Origin of the sequence: Brachybacterium equifaecis (assembly GCF_023509525.1) — a bacterium.
Taxonomy (GTDB): Bacteria; Actinomycetota; Actinomycetes; order Actinomycetales; family Dermabacteraceae; genus Brachybacterium; species Brachybacterium equifaecis.
Genome location: NZ_JAKNCJ010000001.1, coordinates 785,481 through 806,185 on the forward strand (window position 1 = coordinate 785,481; position 20,705 = coordinate 806,185).

Genomic DNA, 20,705 nt, shown 5'->3' on the forward strand with positions numbered 1-20,705 from the left:
CATGAGCGAGCTGACCATCCTGGTCCTGCGCTTCGGCTTCGTGATCGGCCTGTGGCTGTTCGTCGTGGCCGTGCTGCTGATCCTGCGCAGCGACCTGTTCGGCACGACCGTGGTCAGCCGCGGCTCGAAGCCGGATCCGCGGCGCGAGCAGCGGCCGAGCGCCGATCCCTCCCAGGCCGCGAACCTGCGCACCGAGCCGGCCGCCGTGCTCACGCAGCTGGTCGTGACCGCAGGCCCCCTGCGCGGCACCAACCTGACCCTCGGCGCGACCCCCGTGCTGATCGGGCGCGCACCCGAGTGCACGCTCGTGCTGGATGACGACTACGCCTCCAACCGCCACGCGCGCGTCTTCGCGGCCGACGGCACCTGGATGGTCGAGGACCTCGGCTCCACCAACGGCACGCTGCTGTCGAACCGGAGGATCGAGGGAGCGGTGCCCTTCAAGCCGGGCGCCCAGGTGCGGATCGGCCGCACCGAGATCGAACTGAGACGAGGACCGAGATGACAGTCGCTCTGCGGTACGCAGCACGCACCGATGTCGGCCTGGTGCGCTCCAACAACCAGGACTCGGGATTCGCCGGCAGCCACCTCCTGCTCGTGGCCGACGGCATGGGCGGGCACGCCGGCGGCGATGTCGCCTCCTCCATCGTGGTCGGCCACCTCGCGCGCCTGGACTCCGAGGCCCCCGGCTCCGACCTGATCGCCGCCCTGGAGACCGCGATCCTCGAGGCCAACCAGGCGATCCTGCGCCGCGCCCGCGACGAGCCGGTCCTCGCGGGGCTCGGGACGACCGTCACCGCCCTGCTGCGGGCCGAGGGGCGGTTCGCCCTCGCCCACATCGGCGACTCTCGGGCGTACCTGCTGCGCGAGGGGGAGACGACGCTCGTCACGAAGGACCACACCTTCGTGCAGCGCCTGATGGACGAGGGGCGGCTGACGGCCGAGGAGGCCGAGCGCCACCCCCAGCGCTCCGTGGTGATGCGCGTGCTCGGGGACGTCGACGCCGATCCCGAGCTCGACCTCTCGCTGCGCCCGGCGCGCACGGGCGATCGCTGGATGCTCTGCTCCGACGGGCTCTCCGGTCTCGTCTCCCTCGAGACCATCGACCGCACCCTGCAGGAGATCGAGGATCCCGACCAGTGCGCGGCCGAGCTGGTGCAGCTCGCGCTGCGCGGCGGCGGCTCCGACAACATCACCTGCGTGATCGCCGACGTGGTGGATCTCGATGCGCTGCCGCGAGGAGCGGAGGCGCCCTCGACGGCGCCCCTGATCGTCGGCTCCGCCGCGCGCAACCGCAACCAGCCGACCGCCGCGGCCGGTCCTGCCGCCAAGGCCGCCGCCCTCACGCGCACCTCCCCCGCCGAGCCCCCCTACTCCGATGAGGACTTCGACGAGGAGGAGCCCCCGCGGCGCAGCATCTGGCCGGCGATCATGACGATCGGCCTGCTGGGCGCGGTGATCATCGGCGGGCTGTGGGCGGCGTACGCCTGGTCCCAGCAGCAGTACTACGTGGGCGCCGACGGCGCGAACGTCGCGATCTTCAAGGGCCTGCCCCAGGATCTCGGACCGATCTCCCTCTCCGAGCCGGTCGAGCGCACCGACATCACCGTCGCGAGCCTTCCCACCGTGACCCGCCAGCAGGTCGCCTCGACCATCGCGGCCGACGACCTGCCCGGGGCCCGCTCCATCGTCGAGCGCCTGCGCTCGCAGGTCCCCCAGCCCCTGCCCACGGCCTCCCCGAGCCCCGCGGCGACCGAATCCGCCTCGCCGTCGGACCCGGCGTCGACCGCCCCCGCCTCCCCGGCCGCGCCGTCGGAGTCCCCGAGCACGGGCCAGTAGTGGTCACGGTCGTCTCCTACACCGCGCGGACCCGTCGCACGCTGCAGGCGATCCTCCTGATCGCCGCAGCCGCCCTCGGGGTGCTGGCCTATGCCCTGGTGGACCTGGGCCGCAGCGGCGCGCTGCCGGAGAACCTCCTGCAGATCGGCATCATCGCCGCGGTGATCGTGGTCGTGCTGCAGGCCGTGGTGATGTGGAGGGCGCCGTACGCCGATCCGGCCATACTCCCGATCGTCGTGCTGCTCAACGGCATCGGACTCGCGGTGATCCACAGCTACGACACCGCCATGAACCTGTTCACGAGCGCGCAGATCGAGTACGCGAGCCGGCAGCTGCTGTGGACGATACTCGGCGCGATCCTCGCCGCCGCCGTGCTCGTGCTGCTGCGCGACCACCGCGTGCTGCGCCGCTACACGTGGATCTCGGCGGCCTGCGGGGCGCTGCTCCTGCTGCTGCCGCTCGCCCCGATCATCGGCCAGGAGAACCTGGGCTCGCGCATCTGGATCTCGATCGCCGGCTACTCGTTCCAGCCCGCCGAGCTCGCGAAGATCTTCTTCGCCCTCTTCTTCGCCGGCTACCTCGTCTCGCGCCGCGACACCCTCGCCCTCGCCGGCCCGAAAGTGCTGGGGATCCACTTCCCCCGCTGGAGCGACTTCGGCCCGATCCTCGTGGCCTGGGCGCTCGGCATCGCGATCCTCGTCTTCGAGACGGATCTCGGCACCTCGCTGCTGTTCTTCGGACTGTTCGTGGCGATGCTGTACGTCGCCACCGATCGCCTGAGCTGGCTGGTCATCGGCGCGGTGATGTTCCTGCCGCCCGCGATCGTGGCCGTCACGCAGGTCTCCCACGTGCGCCGCCGCCTGACGTGCTGGCTGGATCCGCTGAGCCCCGAGAACTACGGCCCCTGCGAGCAGATCGCCAAGGGCCTGTTCGGCATGGCCAGCGGAGGCCTCATCGGCACCGGCCTCGGCGAGGGCCGCCCGAACGTCGTGCCCTTCGGCCACTCGGACTTCATCTTCACCTCGCTCGCCGAGGAGCTCGGGCTCGTGGGCGCCTTCGCGGTGCTCCTGCTCTACCTGCTGCTCGTGCAGCGGGCCCTGCGCGCCGCGGTCGGGATCTCCGACGGGTTCGGGACGCTCCTCGCGGGCGGTCTCGGCTTCGTGATCGCGCTGCAGGTGTTCGTGGTCGTCGGCGGGGTGACGCGCGTGATCCCGCTGACGGGACTGACCCTGCCGTTCCTGGCCTCGGGCGGCAGCTCCCTGGTGTGCAACTGGATCATCGCGGCGCTGCTGGTGCGGATGTCCGACGCCGCGCGCCGCCCGGCCGCGCGCCGGCTCGGCGCCGCGCCCGCCGCCCCCGCGTCCGGCTCCGCATCCGGCCCGTCGGATGCGCCGTCCCCGGCCCGGGAGGTGACCGCGTGAACAAGCCCCTGCGCCACGTGTGGCTGGTCGTCAGCGTCCTGTTCCTGCTGCTGTTCGGCTCCACCACGTACTTCCACGTGATCGCCGCCGGCTCCTTGAACGCCGACGGCCGCAACGCCCGCACGATCTACAACGAGTTCAACAAGCACCGCGGACCGATCGTCGTCGCGGGGCAGCCGATCGCCCAGTCCTCCCCCACCGACGACACCTACGGCTTCAGCCGCCAGTACGACCCGGGGGCCATGTACGCGCCCGTCACGGGCTTCTACTCGGTGGTCTACGGCTTCGGCGGTCTCGAGCGCGCCCTCAACGGCACCCTCTCGGGCGATTCCGACGCCCTCTTCTACCAGCGCCTGGCCGATACGGTCTCCGGCCGCTCGCCCCAGGGCGCCACGGTCGAGCTCACCCTGGATCCCGCCGCCCAGCAGGCGGCCTGGGACGCGCTGGACGGCCGCCGCGGCGCGGTCGTGGCCCTGGACCCGGAGACCGGCCAGATCCTCGCGCTCGTCTCCGCGCCGAGCTACGACCCCAACGCGCTGTCCTCCCACGACACATCTGCCGTGCAGGCCGCCTGGAAGCAGCTCAACGACGATCCCGAGCGCCCGCTGACCAACCGCGCCATCGGCGGGGACCTCTACCCGCCGGGCTCGACCTTCAAGCTGCTGGTCGCCGCCGCGGCCCTGGACAGCGGGAAGTACACGAAGGACACCGTCATCCCGGGCCCCGGCACGCTCACCCTGCCGAACTCCTCGAGCGTGATGTACAACCACGCCGGGGGCGACGCGACCGCCTGCGGCCCCCAGGACCAGTCCACCCTCCAGGAGGCGATGCAGCAGTCCTGCAACACCTCCTTCGCGCTCCTGGGCACGGACCTCGGGGAGGACGCCCTCGCGAGCACCGTCGCCGAGTACGGCTTCGGGCAGCGCCTGCAGATCCCCCTGTCGGTCTCCCCCTCCACCATCGGCACGGACCTCGACGGGGCGCAGATCGCGACCTCCTCGATCGGCCAGTTCGAGGACCGCGTGACGCCCCTGCAGATGGCGATGGTCGCGGGATCCTTCGCGGCCGACGGCCGGGTGATGGAGCCGCAGCTCGTCCAGCAGGTGCGCACGAGCGATCTCTCCGTGATCTCCGAGCTGACCCCGCGCCAGCTCTCGCAGCCGCTCAGCGCCTCCAACGCCGCGCAGATGCGCGAGATGATGGTCGCCACCGTCGAGGACGGCACCGGGAAGTCCGCCCGCATCGACGGCGTCGAAGTGGGCGGCAAGACCGGCACCGCCGAATGGGGAGAGGGCCGCGCGGCCCACTCGTGGTTCGCGGGCTATGCGAAGAGCGGCGAGCGCACCGTGGCGGTCGCCGTGGTCGTGGAGGAGGGCGGGTACGGGTCGGCCGTGGCCGCGCCGATCGCGAAGGACGTCATGGAGGCGGTGGTGAACCCGTGAAGACTTCCCAGGGGCTCGTGCTGGAGGACCGGTACCGGCTGGATTCGCTGATCGCCACCGGCGGCATGGGCGAGGTGTGGCGCGGCTGGGACCAGGACCTGGACCGCGACGTCGCCGTGAAGGTGCTGCGCGACGAGTACGCCTTCGACGAGGGCTTCCTCAAGCGCTTCCGCGCGGAGGCCCGGCACACCGCCGCGCTCAGCCACGACACGATCGCGGCGCTGTACGACTACGGCGAGCTCGACGGTCGCGCCTACATCGTGATGGAGCTGTGCGCGGGCCGGCCGGTGTCGGAGATCATCGAGGAGAACCCCTCGGGGCTGCCGGAGGGCCGCGCGGTCTCGCTCCTCATCGCCCTGGCGCGCGCGCTGGATGCCGCCCACGCCAAGGGCGTGGTGCACCGCGATGTGAAGCCGGAGAACATCCTGGTGGACGACGCCGGCGACTGGACCATGAAGATCACCGACTTCGGGATCGCCCGCAGCCAGGACCAGGCGCGGCTGACGAAGACCGGGCTGGTCATGGGAACGGCCCAGTACCTCTCCCCCGAGCAGGCGATGGGCAAGCAGGCCACGTCGCTGTCGGACGTCTACGCGCTCGGCATCGTCGCCTACGAGATGCTCACCGGGCATCGGCCCTTCACCGGCTCCAGCCAGGTGGAGATCGCCATGGCGCAGGTGAAGCAGCAGCCGCCCGCGCTGCCCGACACCGTCAGCCCCGACCTGCGCCAGCTCGTGATGATGACGCTCGCGAAGGCGCCGGCGAACCGCCCGCGCTCCGCGGCCGCGGTCGCCCGCATCCTCGAGTCCATCCAGCGGGGCGAGGAGCCGCAGTTCGCGACGGATCCGGCGAGCAGCGTCGCGGCGCAGCCGAGCTCCTACGACGGCGCCCTCTCGGGGAGCGCCGCGGGCCGCTCCCGCCCGGCCTCCCCGGCGAGCACGCGCACCGCGGCGATGCCGCTGCCCCTGTCGGGATCGCGGCGCGGGGTGCGCCACCGCTCGGGCGCCTCGGCGTACTCGTCCTCGTCGGCGCGGTCGGCGTCCTCCGCGATGTCCGCATCGTCGGCCCTCTCCGCGGCGTCGGCCGCCTCGGCGAACGATCCCGGGGTGTTCTCCGCGAACCCCGTGTTCACGCGGGACTCGGCGAACCCGGCTGCTCCCGCGGCCCAGAAGCCTCCCGCCCAGGGCACGAGCACCGGCGCCAAGATCGGGCCGTTCTCGGTCCCCGGTCTGGTGCTGGCGATCCTGCTCCTGGTCATCGCGGCAGCGGCCGTGCTCGGCACGCTCGGCGTGTTCCCGCTGCCCTTCTCGGGGGCGCCTCAGGCGCCCTCGGCACCCGTCGGTACGCTGGCCTCCGGGGTCAGCACGGATCTCGGCACGAGGATGGTAGGACTGTGAACGAAGAGAAGCTCGTCCTGGCCGGGCGCTACGCCGTCGGCAAGGCCCTCGGCCATGGCGGCATGGCCGACGTCTACCTGGCGGAGGACCGCCGGCTGCATCGCACGGTCGCCGTGAAGATCCTGCGCACCGAGCTCGCCCGCGACACCAACTTCCAGGAGCGGTTCCGGCGCGAGGCGCAGAGCGCCGCCGGGCTGAACCATCCCTCCATCGTCGCCGTGTACGACACGGGCGAGGAGACCTCGCGCGACTTCACCGGCAACGAGCTCACGATCCCCTACATCGTGATGGAGTACGTCCACGGGCGCACGCTGCGCGAGTTCATCGATCCCGAGGCGGGCATGCCCGTGCAGCGGGCCTCGCAGATCATGGCGGCGCTGCTGTCGGCCCTGGAGTACTCCCACCAGGCCGGGATCGTGCACCGCGACATCAAGCCGGGCAACATCATGATCACCGACGACGGCGACGTGAAGGTGATGGACTTCGGCATCGCCCGCGCCCTCTCGGACGCCACTGGCATGACGCAGACCCAGGCGGTCATGGGCACCGCCCAGTACCTCTCGCCCGAGCAGGCGCGCGGCCAGCTGGTCGACGCCCGCAGCGACATCTACTCCGCCGCGTGCGTCTACTACGAGATGCTCACGGGCCGACCGCCCTTCACCGGGGACAGCCCCGTCTCGATCGCCTACCAGCATGTGCGCGAGACGCCCGTGGCGCCCTCGACGTTCAACGCTCGCATCAACGAGGACCTCGACGCCGTCATCCTCACCGGTCTCGCGAAGGACCGCGAGGCCCGCTACGCCTCCGCGGCCGCGTTCGCGCGGGACATCGCCGCGGTGATGAGCGGTCGCTCCCCGGAGCTCGGCGAGGGAGACCCCCAGCCGCGCGACGACGCCGAGGCGACCACCGTGCTCGGCGCAGTCGACGCCGACCGCACGGAGTTCCTGCCCGCGACGGCCGCCGCAGCCGGCGCCGCCTCCGCGGGCCGCCACGCCGCGCGGCCGACAGGCACCCTGGGGACGGCTCCCGCCGCTCCCGTCGTCCCCGCGCCCGCCGAGGAGGAGGAGCCCAAGAAGCCGGTCTGGCTGTACATCCTGCTGGGGATCGCGGCGCTCGCCGTGCTCGGCGCCGCCCTGTTCTTCCTCTGGCCGCGCGACAGCGCGCCGGCCACCGTCGCGGTTCCGGACGTCGTGAACATGACCCAGGAGCAGGCGCGCACGACACTCGAGGGCGAGGGGCTGACGCCCCAGTTCACCCCGGCTCCCAGCACCGATGTCGAGGCCGACCACGTCATCTCGACCGATCCCGGTGCGGGGTCGCAGGTGGCGCAGGGCAGCACGGTCGCCGTGTCCGTCTCCTCGGGCCCGGCCGACTCCCAGATCCCCGATCTCACGGGCATGCAGCGCAGCGCCGCCGAGGCGGCTCTGGCCGAGCACGGGCTGACGCTCGCGGTCGGGGAGACGGTGGACTCCAAGGAGGCCGCCGGCACCGTCATCAGCCAGAACCCCGCCCCCGGCGGCACCGGCAAGGCCGGGGACACGATCACTGTGACCCTCGCCAGCGGCTCCAACGAGATCCCCGATCTCTCCGGCCTCAGCCGCGAGGAGGCCCAGAAGGCCCTGGACGACGCCGGGTTCAAGGCGACGTTCCGCGAGCAGGAGGACCCTGCCGCGACCGCGGGCACCGTCATCGGCCAGGATCCGGCGGGCGGCTCCGGCAAGGTCGGCGGCAGCGTCACGGTCACGCTCGCGAAGTCCCCCGGGCAGGTCGCCCTGGACAACGTCGTCGGCATGACCGAGGCGGAGGCGAACGCGACGCTCACGGGCGCCGGTTTCGGAGCGAACCCCACGCGCGAGGCCTCCGACACCGTCGCGGCCGGTCGCGTGATCCGCACCGATCCGGAGGGCGGCAGCCTCGTGGATCCGAAGATCACGGTCACGATCGTGGTCTCCTCGGGCCCCGCGACGCCCACCCCCGCGTCGACGACCCCCGCCCCCAGCACCACGGCGCCCGCGCCGACGACCACCCCCGCACCGAGCGACCCCGCAGGAGGCGACGGCGATGACCAGGGATGAGACGAGCTCCGCGCACGCTCCCGCGACCGCGGACGCAGGTTCGGGCGCGGGCGCGCGGATCCTCGTGATCGACAACTACGACAGCTTCGTCTTCACGATCGTCGGGTACCTCGAGCAGATGGGCGCGCAGTGCACGGTCGTGCGCAACGATGCCGTGCCGAGCACCGATGAGGGGCTGGTGGACCTCGAGGGCTTCGACGGCGTGCTCGTCTCCCCCGGCCCCGGCAACCCCGGCACGGCCGGACGCTCCCTCGAGGTGATCGGGCGCTGCGCTGAGCTCGGCGTGCCGATGCTCGGGGTGTGCCTCGGCCACCAGGCTCTCGGCGAGCACTTCGGCGCCACGGTCGCGCACGCGCCCCAGCTCATGCACGGGCGCACGAGCGTCCTCACCCATGACGGCGCGAGCGTCTTCACCGGCGTGCCGAGCCCGCTCACCGCGACCCGGTACCACTCGCTCGCGGTGGTCCCCGAGACGGTGCCCGCCGAGCTCGTGGTCACTGCACGCACGGAGGACGGCGCGATCATGGGCCTCGCCCACCGGGAGCTGCCCCTGCACGGGGTGCAGTTCCACCCGGAGTCGGTGCTGACCGAGCACGGGCACCTGATGTTCGCGCGCTTCCTCGAGCTGTGCGACGGCATCGACGGAGCCGATCGCGCGCGCGGACTCGCGCCGCTGCTCAGCGCGAGCTGAACCCCCACCTACGACGACCCCCGGCCCGAACGGAGCACACAGCCATGGCGGCGAAGAAGCAGACCACCCGCGCGGCGGCGAGCCGCAGCACCGCGACGGATCCCGCGCGCGAGAAGGCCAAGGACGCCGACGTCGCCCGCCGCGCCGCAGAGGCCGAGCGGGAGAGCGCGCGCACTCCGGGTCGGCGCCGCTCGGCCGCGAGCACGGAGAGCCCCTCGTGGCTCGCCCCGCTCGCGGTCACGCTGCTGATCATCGGCCTGATCTACCTGATGGTCTACTACCTCTCGACCGGCCAGCTGCCCGTGCCGATCGGGAACTGGAACCTGCTCGTGGGCTTCGGGATCATGGCGATCGGCGGCATCACCCTGATGTTCTGGAAGTAGGCCCCGCATGTCGCACCCTGTCATGGACGGCCCGTCGGCCGACGCCCCGCAGCCGTGGCGGCGCTTCGTCGCCATCGGCGACTCCTTCACCGAGGGCATCGGCGATCCCGATCCCGACTCCCCCGGCGGGAACCGCGGCTGGGCCGATCTGGTCGCGCAGGAGCTGGGCCGCGGCGTGGACGGCTTCGAGTACGCGAATCTCGCGATCCGCGGCCGGCTGCACCGCCAGATCCTCGATGAGCAGCTGGAGCCTGCGCTCGCCCTGCGCCCCGATCTGCTGAGCATCTGCGCGGGCGGCAACGACGTGATCCGCGGGCGCGATCCCGACGAGATCGCCGCGGCGCTGGACGAGGCCGTCGGCTCGATCGCCGACGCCGGGGCGACGGTCCTGCTGTGGACCGGTCCCGATCCCGGTCATGCGGCGATGGCCCACCTGATCCGCGGGCGCGTGGCGATCTTCAACGAGAACCTGCGCGTCGTCGCCCAGCGCCACGATGCGGCGCTCGTGGACCTGTGGGCGCTGCGGTCCCTCACGAACCCGGCGATGTGGGCCGAGGACCGTCTGCACTTCTCTCCCGAGGGGCACCTCGCGATCGCCGCCCACGTGCTCGACACCCTCGGCGTGGAGAGCACCCTGGAGCCCCATCCCCTGGAGGACCCGGAGTCGCGGCCCTGGCGCGAAGCCCGGCAGCAGGACCTGCACTGGGCGCGCGTGCACTTCGGCCCGTGGGTGCTGCGGCGCCTGCGCGGGCAGTCCTCCGGCGACGGCCTCGCTCCGAAGCGGCCGCTCGCCGCTCCCGTCTTCGGCAAGCCCATGCCCCTGGGCGTCTCCGCGACGGAGCCCGAGGACAGCTGAGGCGCGCGGGTGCCAGAGCGTCCGGGTGCGCGAGTGCCGGAGCGTCCGCCCAGCGTGTGAGCCGGTTCATGCCTCCAGGATTGGCGCCCCGGCCGCGGCATCGCTAGTATTGTTCAGGTCGGCATGGCCGATGGGCGCCCGTAGCTTAACGGATAGAGCATCTGACTACGGATCAGAAGGTTGGGGGTTCGAATCCCTCCGGGCGCACCGAGTGACCTGAGCCGCGGCATCGTCGAGAGACGTGCCGCGGCTCAGGTCTTCTCTGCGTGCAGGCGCGGTGAAGGCTCTGCGCAGGAGCTGCGAAGCGCCTCCCGGGCCCGGCCCCCGTCGACGATGCTCAGGGCATGAACCGCACTCACCTCCTCGCGCTGCGCGCAGTCCTCCTCGCGGCCCTGCTCGGCTGCATCGTCCTGCAGCTCCGCCTGCCGCAGCTCTCCGAGACGATCGGGGGCGGCTACGAGGAGACCCGTGCTCTCGTCGGGCCCTACGCCGTCGCGGGGATCCTCGCCCTGCTGCTCCTCGAGGCGGCGATCGTCCTCGCGTGGTGCGGGATCGAGGCGCGCGAGCGCGGGTCGCTGACCCGGCGCGCCGCCTCCCGCGTCGGCACCGCCTCCCGCCTCCTCCTCGGCTGCGCCGGGCTCGTCGCGCTCATCCCCCCGGCGCATCTGCTCGTCGGCGTCGGCGTCGGAGGGCCGGGGATCCTGCTCGCGGCGGGGGCACTGGCCCTGATGACGCTCATCGTCCTCGCCTCCGCGGTGCCGCGGGATCCCTGGGCGGGCACGGCTCCCCCCCAGCCGTCCCGCTGCTAGCCGTTCAGCGTCTCGAGCATCCCCGGGAGGTCCTCGACGAGGCATCGCTGCCAGAACGGCCACTCATGGCTGACACCCGGATCCACCCGGTAGTCGTGCGCGATGCCCTTGCGGGTGAGCGTCCCGCTGAGGGCGTCGAGGGTGTCCCGCACCACCAGCTCGATCGTGTTCCCGTACAGCTTCGTGAGGTCGGGGAGGATGCCGTCGCCCGTGCGCAGGAAGAGGCGCTTGCCGCGGTAGCGCTCGGCCTGCCGAATGGGATCGGCGTCGAAGCGCCGCGCGCTGTAGGGCCAGTTCCCCCAGATCGCCCCGGGAAGGTTCGTGCGCGCCCCGGGGACGAACTTCCAGTCCAGCGAGGGGCAGGCCCACATCGCGAGCTCCACGCCGGGGTTGTCGACGCGCCCGGGTCCGGAGTAGCTCGAGATGGAGCGGAACAGCTCCGCGTGCTTCTGGCCGAGGGTGAGCGCGCCGAAGCCGCCCATGGAGAGCCCCGCGATCGCCATGCGCGAGGGGTCCGTGCGGAAGTTCGCGTGCACGAACGGGAGGATCTGCCCGATCACGTAGTCGTCCCAGCGGTAGCGCGAGACGCGGTCGTACTGGGCGTTGACGTAGAAGCTGCTGCCGCCGTCGGGCATCACGACGATGACGTCCTTGCCTGCGGTCGCGGCCTGCACTCCGCCGGCATCCGTCCAGTCCTTGAAGTTGCCGCCGAAGCCGTGCAGGAGCACGAGCACCGGGTAGGTGCGGGTGGAGGTCGCGTAGCCCTCGGGCACCATCACCCGCAGGGACGGAGGGTAGGTGCCGACGGCGGTGCTGGTGAAGCGGAAGTCGAAGCTGCGCAGCTCCGGCAGCTCCACGATGAGCCGGCCCGTCGGATCCTTGACGAACGCGAGGCCCTCGACCATCGTCCAGCGCGCGGGGTCCGCCGCGAGAGCGGCCGGGGCCCCCGCGACGGCGCCGGCGCCGATCGCGAGCGCAGGTGCAGCGGCCGCCGCGGTGAGCAGAGAGCGGCGGGAGACCGCGAGGTCGGGAGCGGGCATGGCGCACATCCTTGTGTCGGGTCGGCCTGCCGGAGGGCAGCGCCTCATCATGCACCATGCAGGCCTCAGCGAGGGTCGAATCGGACGCGTCGGACACCGGGCCGACGGCGCACCGCGCGGCTCGTCCCCTCGCCGGCTCAGCGGCGGATCATCGCGCAGCGCAGGGCGGCATCGAGCCCCGGCGACGTGGCCTCGTGGTCCATCGTCCGGGTGAGCTCGGGGCCGATCTCCTCTGGGCCCATCACCTCGAAGCCGAGGCGCGCGTAGTACGGGGCGTTCCACGGCACCGAGCGGAAGGTGGTGAGAGTCGTCGCTCGGCAGCCGTGCACCCTCCCCCACTGCTCCACGTGCGCGATCAGCGCAGCGCCGTATCCGTGGCCGGCGTGAACCGGATCCACCGTCACCTGCGCGATGTGGGCGCACCCGTCGAGGATCTCGGCGGCCGCGTACCCGGCCGTCTCCCAGCGGGTCCCCTCCCCGCCCTGCCCTCGGCCCTCCTGCGCGGCCGGCGTCCACGCCTCCAGAACCCAGAGCCGCCCTTCCTCGGCCGTGCGGATCAGCCCGCTCTCATCAGGGACGTCGGCGGCGACCTCCACCATGCCGATCTCCGCGAACGCGCGCCCGCCCGCGATCTCGATCTCCGCGGCGCGCGGGGCATCGGCCGCGCGGGCGGGCCGGATGCGCACCGCTCCGGCCGAACCGCTCATGCCCACGCCCAGAGCGGGCGCCGGCCCTCCGCTGCCGTCTGCGCCGACCGGTCGCGCGCTCATCGCGCCCCGGCGAGCACGCCCCGCTGCGAGAACTCGCGCTCCAGGGCGGCGACGGCCTCATGGGCGGCAACCCGCGCATGCTGGATGCCCAGCATTCCGCCCAGGGCCCAGCCGACGTGCTCCCCGACACGGAGCTCGACCACGCTGCCGGCGCCGGCCGCCCTGTTCTTCACGGACAGCGCGTGCACCACGAGCCGCACGTGGAACCGCTTCCCGGCGAGCGCCCCGAGCAGCAGCGTGCGCCGCAGCGAGCCGCGCTCATAGACCACGGCGCCGTCGGCCCGGCGCTTCCCGCGCCAGCCCTGCTCCCGCAGGCACGCGTCCGTCAGAGCACGGGCCGTCGGGCCGTCGCAGGTCAGCAGGAGGCGCACCGCACCGAACTGCGCGCCGACCCCCACCATCACTGCGCCTCGATCATCAGTGCGCCTCGTTACTCAGCGCGATCGCTCAGGGCGAGACGATCTTGCCGGGGTTGAGGTTCCGGCCCGGGTCGCTGCCCTCGAAGAGGCCCTGGATCAGCGCGACGCCGCCCTCGCCGATGTCCTCGGTGATCCACGGCTGATGCTCGGTGCCGACGGCGTGGTGGTGCGAGACGGTCGAGCCGAGGTCCACGAAGGCCTGCTGCACGGCGTCCTTGCAGGCCTGGTACTCCTCGAGCGCCTTCTCGGTGGCCGAGTAGGGCACGGCGAAGGTGAAGTAGAGGCAGGCGCCCGAGTGGTAGCTGTGCGACATGTGGCAGAACATGAAGCCGTCCAGCCCCAGCTCCTCGAGCTTCGCGTAGTACGCCTCGTACACGCGGGCGTGGACCTCGTTGATCTTCGACCAGGTCGCGCCCGTATCGCACACGTCCCCGAAGACGTCGTAGCTCATCAGGAAGTCGCGCAGGTACGGGGTGTCGAACTTCTTCTGGTCGTAGATCGCGCCCGGGCCCGCGCCGAGGGTGATGCCGCCGTTCGCCTTCACGATCTTCTTCACGATCGTTTTCTGCGCGTCGACCGCCTCCTTCGAGCCCTCGAAGCAGACGTACGAGATCGACATCTCGCCGCTGGTGTCCCAGCCCTGCGAGCGCAGGTACGCGAACAGCCCGTCCTGCACCTTCGCGGCGACCTTGCCCTTCGTGGAGGTCGGCTCCTTCACCATCGTCAGGCTGAACTCGGTCTCGGGACCGTCGGAGAGGCGCGTGAACGTCGGCGAGACGTCGGTGGAGCGGGCGATCGCGTGCATGCCGCGGATGCCGTGCTCCCAGTCCGGGTACATGTACGCGATGACCTGGCGCACGGGCGCGATGCGGTGCACCTGCACGGTGCACTCCGTGATCACGCCGAGGCGGCCCTCGGATCCGAGGATCATCTCGTGCACGCTCGGGCCCGAGTCGCGGCCCGGGATGGGCTTGGTGACGACGGTGCCGCGGGGGTGCACGACCCGCATGCCGCGCACGATGTCCTCGATGTCGCCGTACTTGTCGGACTGCATTCCCGAGGAGCGCGTCGCCGCCCAGCCGCCGAGGGTCGAGTACGTGAAGGAGTCGGGGAAGTGGCCGAGCGTCCAGCCGCGCGCGGTGAGCTGCTCCTCGAGGTCCGGGCCGTAGGCGCCGGCCTCGATGCGGGCGAGGCCCGCGGTCTCGTCGATGTCGAGCACCTCGCGCATGCGACCGATGTTCACGGTGAGGATCGGGCGCTCCTCGGAGACGTCGGGCGTGACGGAGCCGGAGATGCAGGAGCCGCCGCCGTAGGGGATCAGCACGAGGTCCTTCTCGAGGACCAGGCGCAGCACCGCCGCGACCTCCTCCTCGCTGCCCGGGTAGACGACCGCGTCGACCAGACGGGCGAAGTCGCCGCTGCGCACGCGGAAGAGGTCGGCCAGCGAGCGGCCGAAGGAGTGGACGACCCGGTACTCGTCGTCGACGCGCAGGTTCTCCTGGCCGACGATCCCTGCGAGCGCCTCGCGCACATCCTCGGGGAGGCGGCTCGCGGGCACGTCGAAGTCGGTCAGCTCCGGGTCCGGGCCCGGATCCTTCGCGGTGAGGTCCACGCCCACGCGGTTCTTCGCGAAGGGCGCGAAGGCGGGCTTGTTGTCCCAGCGGAACCGGCTGTCGTCCAGACCCCAGCCCCACCACTTGTGGCGCTTGACGTCCGCGGCGGTGAGGGTCGAGGTCATGGAGTGCTCCTTCGTGCGGGGGATGCGGAGAGGATCTGCGGGCGGTGCGTCTCGAGCAGCGCGAGGACCGCGTCGTGGACGCGATCCATGTACTCCGTGACGGTCTCGCCCTCGCGGGCCATCATCGGATCGCCGAAGACGACGCCGACGGGCGGCTTGCCGGGCACCGGCCAGTTCCGGCCCTTGGGCATCGCCTCGTGGGCGCCGATGATCGCCGCCGGGATGATCGGCACGCCGATGCTGGAGGCGAGCGCGGCGGCGCCGGGCTTGAACGCGGCGGTCACGCCCGACTGCTGGCGGCCGCCCTCGGGGAAGACGATGATCGGCACGCCGCTGCGCAGCAGGCGCTTGGAGAAGCCTGCGTTCTGGCGCGACCCGTCGCGATCGATCGGGAACGCGTTGAACAGCGCGCGCACGAAGATGCGGCGGTACCAGACGTCGAAGAAGTAGTCGCGGGCCACGCCCGTGGAGATGAAGCGCGCCTGCGCCCACGGCAGGCTCTGCGCGAGCAGCGGGGCGTCGAGGTGGCTGGTGTGGTTGGAGACCAGCACGTACGGCCCGCGCACGCTCTTCACGCGCCGCGGCACGTGGACGGTCTGGGTGACCAGGGAGCGCACGAGGCCCTTGAAGAGCACGCGCTGGAGCACGAAGCGGAGGTTCGCGCGCCACTGCGAGCGGTACTTCTTCAGGTCCGGGCCCGGCTCCTCCCAGCCCTCGGCGCGCATCCGCGAGGAGAGGGACTGCAGGCGGCGCGGGATGGGCCCGTCGGACAGGCGCTTGCTCGCCGCGGAGGCGGCCGAGGACGCCGCTGCCGAGGCGGCGGAGGCGGCAGCCGAGGCGCGAGCGCCCATGCTCAGTGGCGTCTCGCTCTGGGGCGGCTCGGAAGGCTGAGCGCCCCGATGCTGCGGGTCGGCCTGCGCCTCCGGCTGCAGGTCGTCCTGAGGCCCCTGGGGCGTTCTCGTCACCGCTCAGCGCTCCTTCGCGCGGCGGGAGGTGAGGATCTGGCTGAGGCGGTGGATGACCGGCCGCGGCGTCGTGCGCAGCACCGCCGTGATCAGCCGCCAGCGGCCGCCGGGGATGCTGACGGGCTTGCCGCGCGCGACGTCGCGCAGGCATTCCTCCACCAGCTCCTCCGCGTCCAGCCACAGGAAATCGGGGATCGAGGAGCCCTTGATGCCGGCGCGCGAGTGGAACTCGGTGCGCACCCACCCCGGATAGAGCGTGGTGACCAGGACTCCCGAGGAGCCGAGCTGCACGTTCAGCGACTCCGAGTAGTTCGAGACCCACGCCTTGATCGCCGAGTAGTTGTTCTGCGTGACGAAGGCGCTGACGGAGGCGATGTTGATGATCCAGCCTTCCCGCCGCTGCGCCATCGCACGACCGGCCGCTCCGCCGAGCTTCAGCACGGCGCGCTGCATCACCTCGAAACCGCGATCGTGCTCCGACAGATCGGGATCCAGCAGGGAGGCGCGCACGGAGAACCCGGCGTTGTTCACGAGGATGTCGACCGCCGGCTCCTCGTGCTCGAGGCGGTCGGCGATGCGCTGCTGGTCCTCGCGATCGGCGAGATCCGCGCGGATCGTCTCGACGCGCACGCCGTACTCCTCGCGCATCTGCGCGGAGAACTCAGCCAGGCGCGCGTCGTCACGGGCCACGAGCACCAGATCCACGCCCCGCCGGGCGAACGCCCTGGCGAATGCGGCTCCGATGCCAGCGGTCCCACCAGTGATCAGGGCCGTATGCATGCGGGCCAGCCTATATCAGCGCACGTCGCCCTCCTGGGCACGGCGCCTGCCCCGCAGGGGCCTCATGCGCTACCGTCAGGGGTTGACCCCGACCCGTCCTGGCGTCGGCCCCGAACCGTCACGCAAGGGATGCAGCGCATGTCGAACCCCACCCCGTCAGCCCCCCGCGGCGGCGCCACCCGCGAGATCCTGCTGACCGGCGTCACCGGCTTCCTCGGGCAGGCCGTGCTGCAGAGCCTCCTGGAGACGACCGACGACGTCCGCGTCACCGCGATCGTGCGCCCGAAGGGATCCGTCGGCGGGAAGAAGCGCCTCGAGGGCCTCCTGCGCAAGCCCGTGTTCACCTCCTGGGCCGACCGCATCGGCAAGGACGCGGTGAAGGAGGCGTTCGATCGCCGCGTCGAGGTGCTCGAGGGTGACCTCACCGACATGCCCGCGATGGACAAGACGTACGACGTCGTCATCCACTCCGCCTCCTCCGTCTCCTTCGATCCGCCGATCGACGAGGCCTTCCGCACGAACGTCGGCGGCGCCGCGAACCTGTACGAGGCGCTGCGCGCCTCCGGGCAGGATCCGCACGTCATCCACGTCTCCACCGCCTACGTCGGCGGCATCTCCAAGGGTCTGCGCCAGGAGGGGAGCCTCGTCCACGACGTGCAGTGGCGCACCGAGTTCGATGCCGCCCTCGCCGCGCGCATCGAGGTCGAAGCCGAGAGCCGCACCCCCGAGAAGCTGCGCGAGCGCATGCGCGCCGCCCGCCTGCGCGATGGCCGCATCGGCCCCAAGGCCGTCGCCGCCGCCGCCGAGGAGGCGCGCGTGGCCTGGGTGAACGAGCGCCTGGTGGACTTCGGGCGCACGCGCGCGCAGTCCGTCGGCTGGACCGACATCTACACGTTCACCAAGGCGATGGCCGAGCGCGTGGCCGAGGAGATGTGGGCCGGCAGCGGCCACCGCGTCTCCTTCGTGCGCCCCTCGATCATCGAGTCGGCGCTGCAGCGCCCCTACCCGGGCTGGATCGACGGCTACAAGGTCGCCGATCCCCTGATCATGGCCTACGGCCGCGGCGTGCTGCAGGAGTTCCCCGGAGTCGCCGATTCGATCCTCGACGTCATCCCCGTGGACTTCGTGGTGAACGTGATCGTCGCGCTCGCCACCCAGGACGTCTCCCGCCGCGGCGACGACGCCTACTACCAGGTCGTCTCGGGCGCCTCGAACCCGCTGGCCCTGCACGCGATGTTCCAGGCGGTGCGCGAGTACTTCCTCGAGCACCCCCTGCAGGACGACAAGGGCAAGGACATCGTCGTCCCGAACTGGACCTTCCCCGCCTTCGAGATGGTCGAGCCCAAGTTCCGGGCGAAGGAGATCGCCACGAAGGTCGGCCAGGGCGTCGTGTCCGTGCTGCCCGCGACGCGCCGCACCCGCGAGTGGACCACCACCCTGCACCGCAACGCCTCCGGGCTCACGACCCTGCGCAAGTACATCGAGCTGTACCGCATGTACACGCGCACCGAGATGGTCTTCGACGACGCGAACACCCGCGCCCTGCGCGGCGAGCTGCCGGCGCAGTTCCTCGAGGGGCATGACTTCGACGTCACCGCGATCGACTGGAAGGACTACTTCCAGCAGCTGCACCTGCCCGCGGTCACCGAGCTCACCAAGGCCTACTCGCGCGGGCGCGCCGCCCAGCAGAAGCGCGCGAACCGCCCGCCGGCCCCCCTCGCCGCCGCTGAGGGCGCGATCGCGGTCTTCGACCTCGACGGCACCGTGGTCTCCGCCAACATCGTCCAGCAGTACTTCAGCGTCGTGCGCGCCACGAAGCCGCGCCGCACCTGGCCGCGCGAGATCGCCTCGCTGCTGCAGTCGGTGCCGATGTACCTGCGCGCCGACCAGCGCAACCGCTCCGAGCTGATCCGCCTCGTGGACCGCCGTTACGCCGGCTACTCCCGCGCCGAGCTCGAGAAGCTCATGGCCGGCCCGCTCGGGAAGAGCGTGCGCGCCTCGATCCGCCCCGAGGCGCTCGAGGTCATCGAGCGCCATCGCGCCGCCGGGCACCGCACCGTGCTGGTCACGGGCGCACTCGACGTGCTGGTCGCGCCGCTCGCGGACCTCTTCGACGACATCGTCGCCACCCGCATGCACGAGTCCGAGGACGGCGTGCTCACCGGCTACCTCGCCACTCCCCCGCTCGTGGACGAGGCCCGTGCGAACTGGCTGCGCAAGTTCGCGGTCGAGAACGGCTCGGACCTCTCGAAGTCCTACGGCTACGGCGACTCCATGGCCGACGCCGCCTGGCTCGACCTCGTCGGCACCCCGACGGCGGTTTCGCCCGATCTGGGCCTGTACTCGGTCGCGAAGAAGAAGCGCTGGGCCATCGTCGAGTGGTGATGGGCGGGGGCTGGGGCGGGCTGGGCTGAGCGGGCCCCGCGGGCCCCGGCCCGTCGGCCCCGGCCCACCCGTCCCTTCGGCCCCCGTCGGCCCCGGCCCGGCGGCCCCGGCCCGCTGAGGTACCTTTCGCGCGCCGGAAGGGTACGTGAGCGGGTCGTGAGCGCCGGGGTACAGCTGGCCCCTCCTGCATCTGCCCCCGCCCCCGTCTCCCTGCTCCCCCCTCTGCCTGCTCCCCCTGCTCCCCGTGCCCGCGGGCGTACCATTCGCGCGCCAGAAAGGTACGTGAGCGGGCCGCGGGCACTGCTCGGGTGCGCATCCCCCTCACGCTGCGCCTCCGCCCCGTCCCCGCCCCGCCCCGCCCCGCCGAGTCCTCCCCACTTCGCATCTCTCCACAGTCTCCACGCGCCATCGGCCACCGGGTCGGAACGTCCCTAGCCTCCACACATGCCCCGACGTTCCGTTCCCCTCCCTCCCGGTGCCCTGTTGACCCGAGCGCAATGGCTCGGTCTCGGGATGTCGGCCCGTCGTCTCGCGGGACCCGAACTGGTGCGCGTGCTTCCGGGCTACTGGACGCCCGCCGCCGCACCCGCAAGCTTGGATGCGCTGTGCTACCGCTTGCAGCGGACGGTGCTCCCTGGCGCTGTCATCAGCGATGCGACGGCGGCGGCACTCATGGGATGGCCGCTTCCGTGGTGGTGGGAACGGGGCATCGGACTCCTCGCCGAGCAGGAGATCATGACACCGTTCGGGCCGATCACACCCAGCGCGGCGCCGGTTCCGCTGCGCCCCCTCGGAGCAAGCGCAGGTCCCGCAGCATTCGCGGAGCGCAGAACGCGCGAGATCCCGATCTGGCTCCCGCCGCCTCTGCACTGCACCCTCCCGCGCGAGGGACCGCATCGGGCTGGGCCGAACGTCACGGTCCACCGGCGCCTGCATCCCGGGGAGGCCTTCCTGTGGAGGGGCATCATGCTCTCCCACCCGGTCGAGGTCCTCTGCCAGATCGCAGGCTCGCTCCCGCACGACGACCTGGTCGTCGTGCTCGATCATCTGCTCGGCCCGAACTGTCGGCACAAAGGCCTCACCTGCGATGAGATCCTCGCGGCTCTCGATGCTCGAGCCGGTCACCGGGGCACCAGCGCGGTGAAAGCCGCCCTGACCGATGCGAGGAGCGGCGTGGAGTCTGCCGGCGAGACCCGCCTGCGGCTCCTGCTCGGGCGGGCGGGATTCCCTGAGCCGGTGGTGAACCTCGCCGTTCCAGATCCCGACCGCCCCGGCTCATCTCGTCGCATCGACCTCGGGTATCCGGAGGAGAAGATCGGGGCCGAGAACCAGGGCGACTACCACCGCACTCGGCGCGACCAGTGGCGGGCCGACGAGGGGCGCCGGGACTCGCTCGCATCAGTCGGCTGGCAACTTCGCGAAGCGACCGCCGACGACATCACCGCTCCCGCGCGCTTCCTGAACGGGATGCGGCGGGCGTTCCTAGCCGCGGGGGCCGAGGCCCCGCCTGCCTCGAACTGGCTCGGCGATGCAAGGGCGAGCCTCGCCCGACGGTCTGCTCCGCCTCGACGCTGAGCATTCGGCCCGTTCTCGTACCTTTCGGGCGCGCGAACGGTACGTGGCCGGGTCCCCGTTGCCTGATCAGCCGGGCCCCGTAGCAGCACGCCTCCACCACGAGATTCGGCCCGCCTGGGT

The 20,705-nt window shown here is 72.0% G+C and carries 18 protein-coding genes and 1 tRNA gene; 13 read left to right on the top strand and 6 right to left on the bottom strand.

Going from position 1 to position 20,705, the window contains the following annotated elements; genetic code table 11:
- The first annotated feature begins 1 nt into the window (after position 1).
- From Bequi_RS03620 to Bequi_RS03670, 11 genes are all read left to right on the top strand, one after another.
- Positions 2-505 carry an FHA domain-containing protein FhaB/FipA gene (locus Bequi_RS03620; RefSeq protein WP_249736579.1) on the top strand — a complete coding sequence of 168 codons (504 nt, stop codon included), beginning with the start codon at positions 2-4 and terminating at the stop codon, positions 503-505.
- A complete protein-coding gene (locus Bequi_RS03625; protein WP_249736580.1) occupies positions 502-1,839 on the top strand; it encodes a PP2C family protein-serine/threonine phosphatase in 1,338 nt (445 codons plus the stop codon). The genes Bequi_RS03620 and Bequi_RS03625 overlap by 4 nt, the downstream gene beginning before the upstream one ends.
- Positions 1,839-3,260, top strand: a complete 1,422-nt coding sequence (locus tag Bequi_RS03630) for an FtsW/RodA/SpoVE family cell cycle protein (RefSeq protein ID WP_249736581.1) — start codon at positions 1,839-1,841, stop codon at positions 3,258-3,260. Before Bequi_RS03625 ends, Bequi_RS03630 begins: the two co-directional genes overlap by 1 nt.
- The gene (locus tag Bequi_RS03635; protein ID WP_249736582.1) at positions 3,257-4,702 is read left to right on the top strand and encodes a peptidoglycan D,D-transpeptidase FtsI family protein; all 1,446 of its coding nucleotides are present in this window, start codon (positions 3,257-3,259) and stop codon (positions 4,700-4,702) included. Before Bequi_RS03630 ends, Bequi_RS03635 begins: the two co-directional genes overlap by 4 nt.
- The gene (locus tag Bequi_RS03640) at positions 4,699-6,099 is read left to right on the top strand and encodes a serine/threonine-protein kinase (protein ID WP_249736583.1); all 1,401 of its coding nucleotides are present in this window, start codon (positions 4,699-4,701) and stop codon (positions 6,097-6,099) included. Before Bequi_RS03635 ends, Bequi_RS03640 begins: the two co-directional genes overlap by 4 nt.
- Positions 6,096-8,174, top strand: a complete 2,079-nt coding sequence (gene pknB, locus Bequi_RS03645; protein ID WP_249736584.1) for a Stk1 family PASTA domain-containing Ser/Thr kinase — start codon at positions 6,096-6,098, stop codon at positions 8,172-8,174. The genes Bequi_RS03640 and pknB overlap by 4 nt, the downstream gene beginning before the upstream one ends.
- Positions 8,161-8,865 (top strand): anthranilate synthase component II, encoded by a 705-nt coding sequence (locus Bequi_RS03650; protein WP_249736585.1) that lies wholly within the window; start codon positions 8,161-8,163, stop codon positions 8,863-8,865. Before pknB ends, Bequi_RS03650 begins: the two co-directional genes overlap by 14 nt.
- A 44-nt stretch (positions 8,866-8,909) precedes the next feature.
- Positions 8,910-9,248 carry a cell division protein CrgA gene (locus Bequi_RS03655; RefSeq protein ID WP_249736586.1) on the top strand — a complete coding sequence of 113 codons (339 nt, stop codon included), beginning with the start codon at positions 8,910-8,912 and terminating at the stop codon, positions 9,246-9,248.
- A 7-nt stretch (positions 9,249-9,255) separates the two neighbouring features.
- The gene (locus tag Bequi_RS03660) at positions 9,256-10,104 is read left to right on the top strand and encodes an SGNH/GDSL hydrolase family protein (protein ID WP_249736587.1); all 849 of its coding nucleotides are present in this window, start codon (positions 9,256-9,258) and stop codon (positions 10,102-10,104) included.
- Between the two features lie 134 nt (positions 10,105-10,238).
- Positions 10,239-10,311, top strand: a tRNA-Arg gene (locus tag Bequi_RS03665).
- Between the two features lie 137 nt (positions 10,312-10,448).
- Positions 10,449-10,913 carry a hypothetical protein gene (locus tag Bequi_RS03670; RefSeq protein ID WP_249736588.1) on the top strand — a complete coding sequence of 155 codons (465 nt, stop codon included), beginning with the start codon at positions 10,449-10,451 and terminating at the stop codon, positions 10,911-10,913.
- Here the strand turns inward: Bequi_RS03670 and Bequi_RS03675 are convergent.
- The 6 genes from Bequi_RS03675 to Bequi_RS03700 form a co-directional block, all read right to left on the bottom strand.
- Positions 10,910-11,953 (bottom strand): alpha/beta hydrolase, encoded by a 1,044-nt coding sequence (locus Bequi_RS03675; RefSeq protein WP_249736589.1) that lies wholly within the window; start codon positions 11,951-11,953, stop codon positions 10,910-10,912. The two genes, Bequi_RS03670 and Bequi_RS03675, sit on opposite strands and share 4 nt — an antisense overlap.
- A 137-nt stretch (positions 11,954-12,090) precedes the next feature.
- A complete protein-coding gene (locus Bequi_RS03680) occupies positions 12,091-12,723 on the bottom strand; it encodes a GNAT family N-acetyltransferase (protein WP_249736590.1) in 633 nt (210 codons plus the stop codon).
- Positions 12,720-13,124: a cytochrome c biogenesis protein ResB gene (locus Bequi_RS03685; protein WP_249736591.1), complete on the bottom strand. Its 405-nt coding sequence runs from the start codon at positions 13,122-13,124 to the stop codon at positions 12,720-12,722. The genes Bequi_RS03680 and Bequi_RS03685 overlap by 4 nt, the downstream gene beginning before the upstream one ends.
- 46 nt (positions 13,125-13,170) lie before the next feature.
- Positions 13,171-14,880 (bottom strand): FAD-binding oxidoreductase, encoded by a 1,710-nt coding sequence (locus Bequi_RS03690; protein WP_249736592.1) that lies wholly within the window; start codon positions 14,878-14,880, stop codon positions 13,171-13,173.
- Positions 14,877-15,845, bottom strand: a complete 969-nt coding sequence (locus tag Bequi_RS03695; RefSeq protein WP_249736593.1) for a lysophospholipid acyltransferase family protein — start codon at positions 15,843-15,845, stop codon at positions 14,877-14,879. The genes Bequi_RS03690 and Bequi_RS03695 overlap by 4 nt, the downstream gene beginning before the upstream one ends.
- Before the next feature lie 3 nt (positions 15,846-15,848).
- Positions 15,849-16,625 carry an SDR family NAD(P)-dependent oxidoreductase gene (locus Bequi_RS03700; RefSeq protein WP_249736594.1) on the bottom strand — a complete coding sequence of 259 codons (777 nt, stop codon included), beginning with the start codon at positions 16,623-16,625 and terminating at the stop codon, positions 15,849-15,851.
- A gap of 138 nt (positions 16,626-16,763) precedes the next feature.
- Here Bequi_RS03700 and Bequi_RS03705 point away from each other — a divergent pair, with 138 nt between their 5' ends.
- Together Bequi_RS03705 and Bequi_RS03710 are read left to right on the top strand one after the other, a co-directional pair.
- Positions 16,764-19,010, top strand: a complete 2,247-nt coding sequence (locus Bequi_RS03705) for an HAD-IB family hydrolase (RefSeq protein WP_249736595.1) — start codon at positions 16,764-16,766, stop codon at positions 19,008-19,010.
- Positions 19,011-19,976: 966 nt separating this feature from the next.
- Positions 19,977-20,585 (top strand): hypothetical protein, encoded by a 609-nt coding sequence (locus Bequi_RS03710; protein ID WP_249736596.1) that lies wholly within the window; start codon positions 19,977-19,979, stop codon positions 20,583-20,585.
- Positions 20,586-20,705 lie beyond the last annotated feature (120 nt).

What these genes read in the sequence shown, in the direction of transcription:
- Bequi_RS03675 (WP_249736589.1), bottom strand. Translation starts at nt 11,953, where the DNA reads ATGCCCGCTCCCGACCTCGCGGTCTCCCGCCGCTCTCTGCTCACCGCG.
- Bequi_RS03650 (WP_249736585.1), top strand. Translation starts at nt 8,161, where the DNA reads ATGACCAGGGATGAGACGAGCTCCGCGCACGCTCCCGCGACCGCGGAC.
- Bequi_RS03690 (WP_249736592.1), bottom strand. Translation starts at nt 14,880, where the DNA reads ATGACCTCGACCCTCACCGCCGCGGACGTCAAGCGCCACAAGTGGTGG.
- Bequi_RS03625 (WP_249736580.1), top strand. Translation starts at nt 502, where the DNA reads ATGACAGTCGCTCTGCGGTACGCAGCACGCACCGATGTCGGCCTGGTG.
- Bequi_RS03660 (WP_249736587.1), top strand. Translation starts at nt 9,256, where the DNA reads ATGTCGCACCCTGTCATGGACGGCCCGTCGGCCGACGCCCCGCAGCCG.
- Bequi_RS03620 (WP_249736579.1), top strand. Translation starts at nt 2, where the DNA reads ATGAGCGAGCTGACCATCCTGGTCCTGCGCTTCGGCTTCGTGATCGGC.
- Bequi_RS03705 (WP_249736595.1), top strand. Translation starts at nt 16,764, where the DNA reads ATGTCGAACCCCACCCCGTCAGCCCCCCGCGGCGGCGCCACCCGCGAG.
- Bequi_RS03685 (WP_249736591.1), bottom strand. Translation starts at nt 13,124, where the DNA reads ATGGTGGGGGTCGGCGCGCAGTTCGGTGCGGTGCGCCTCCTGCTGACC.
- Bequi_RS03655 (WP_249736586.1), top strand. Translation starts at nt 8,910, where the DNA reads ATGGCGGCGAAGAAGCAGACCACCCGCGCGGCGGCGAGCCGCAGCACC.
- Bequi_RS03680 (WP_249736590.1), bottom strand. Translation starts at nt 12,723, where the DNA reads ATGAGCGCGCGACCGGTCGGCGCAGACGGCAGCGGAGGGCCGGCGCCC.
- Bequi_RS03700 (WP_249736594.1), bottom strand. Translation starts at nt 16,625, where the DNA reads ATGCATACGGCCCTGATCACTGGTGGGACCGCTGGCATCGGAGCCGCA.
- Bequi_RS03670 (WP_249736588.1), top strand. Translation starts at nt 10,449, where the DNA reads ATGAACCGCACTCACCTCCTCGCGCTGCGCGCAGTCCTCCTCGCGGCC.
- Bequi_RS03710 (WP_249736596.1), top strand. Translation starts at nt 19,977, where the DNA reads ATGCTCTCCCACCCGGTCGAGGTCCTCTGCCAGATCGCAGGCTCGCTC.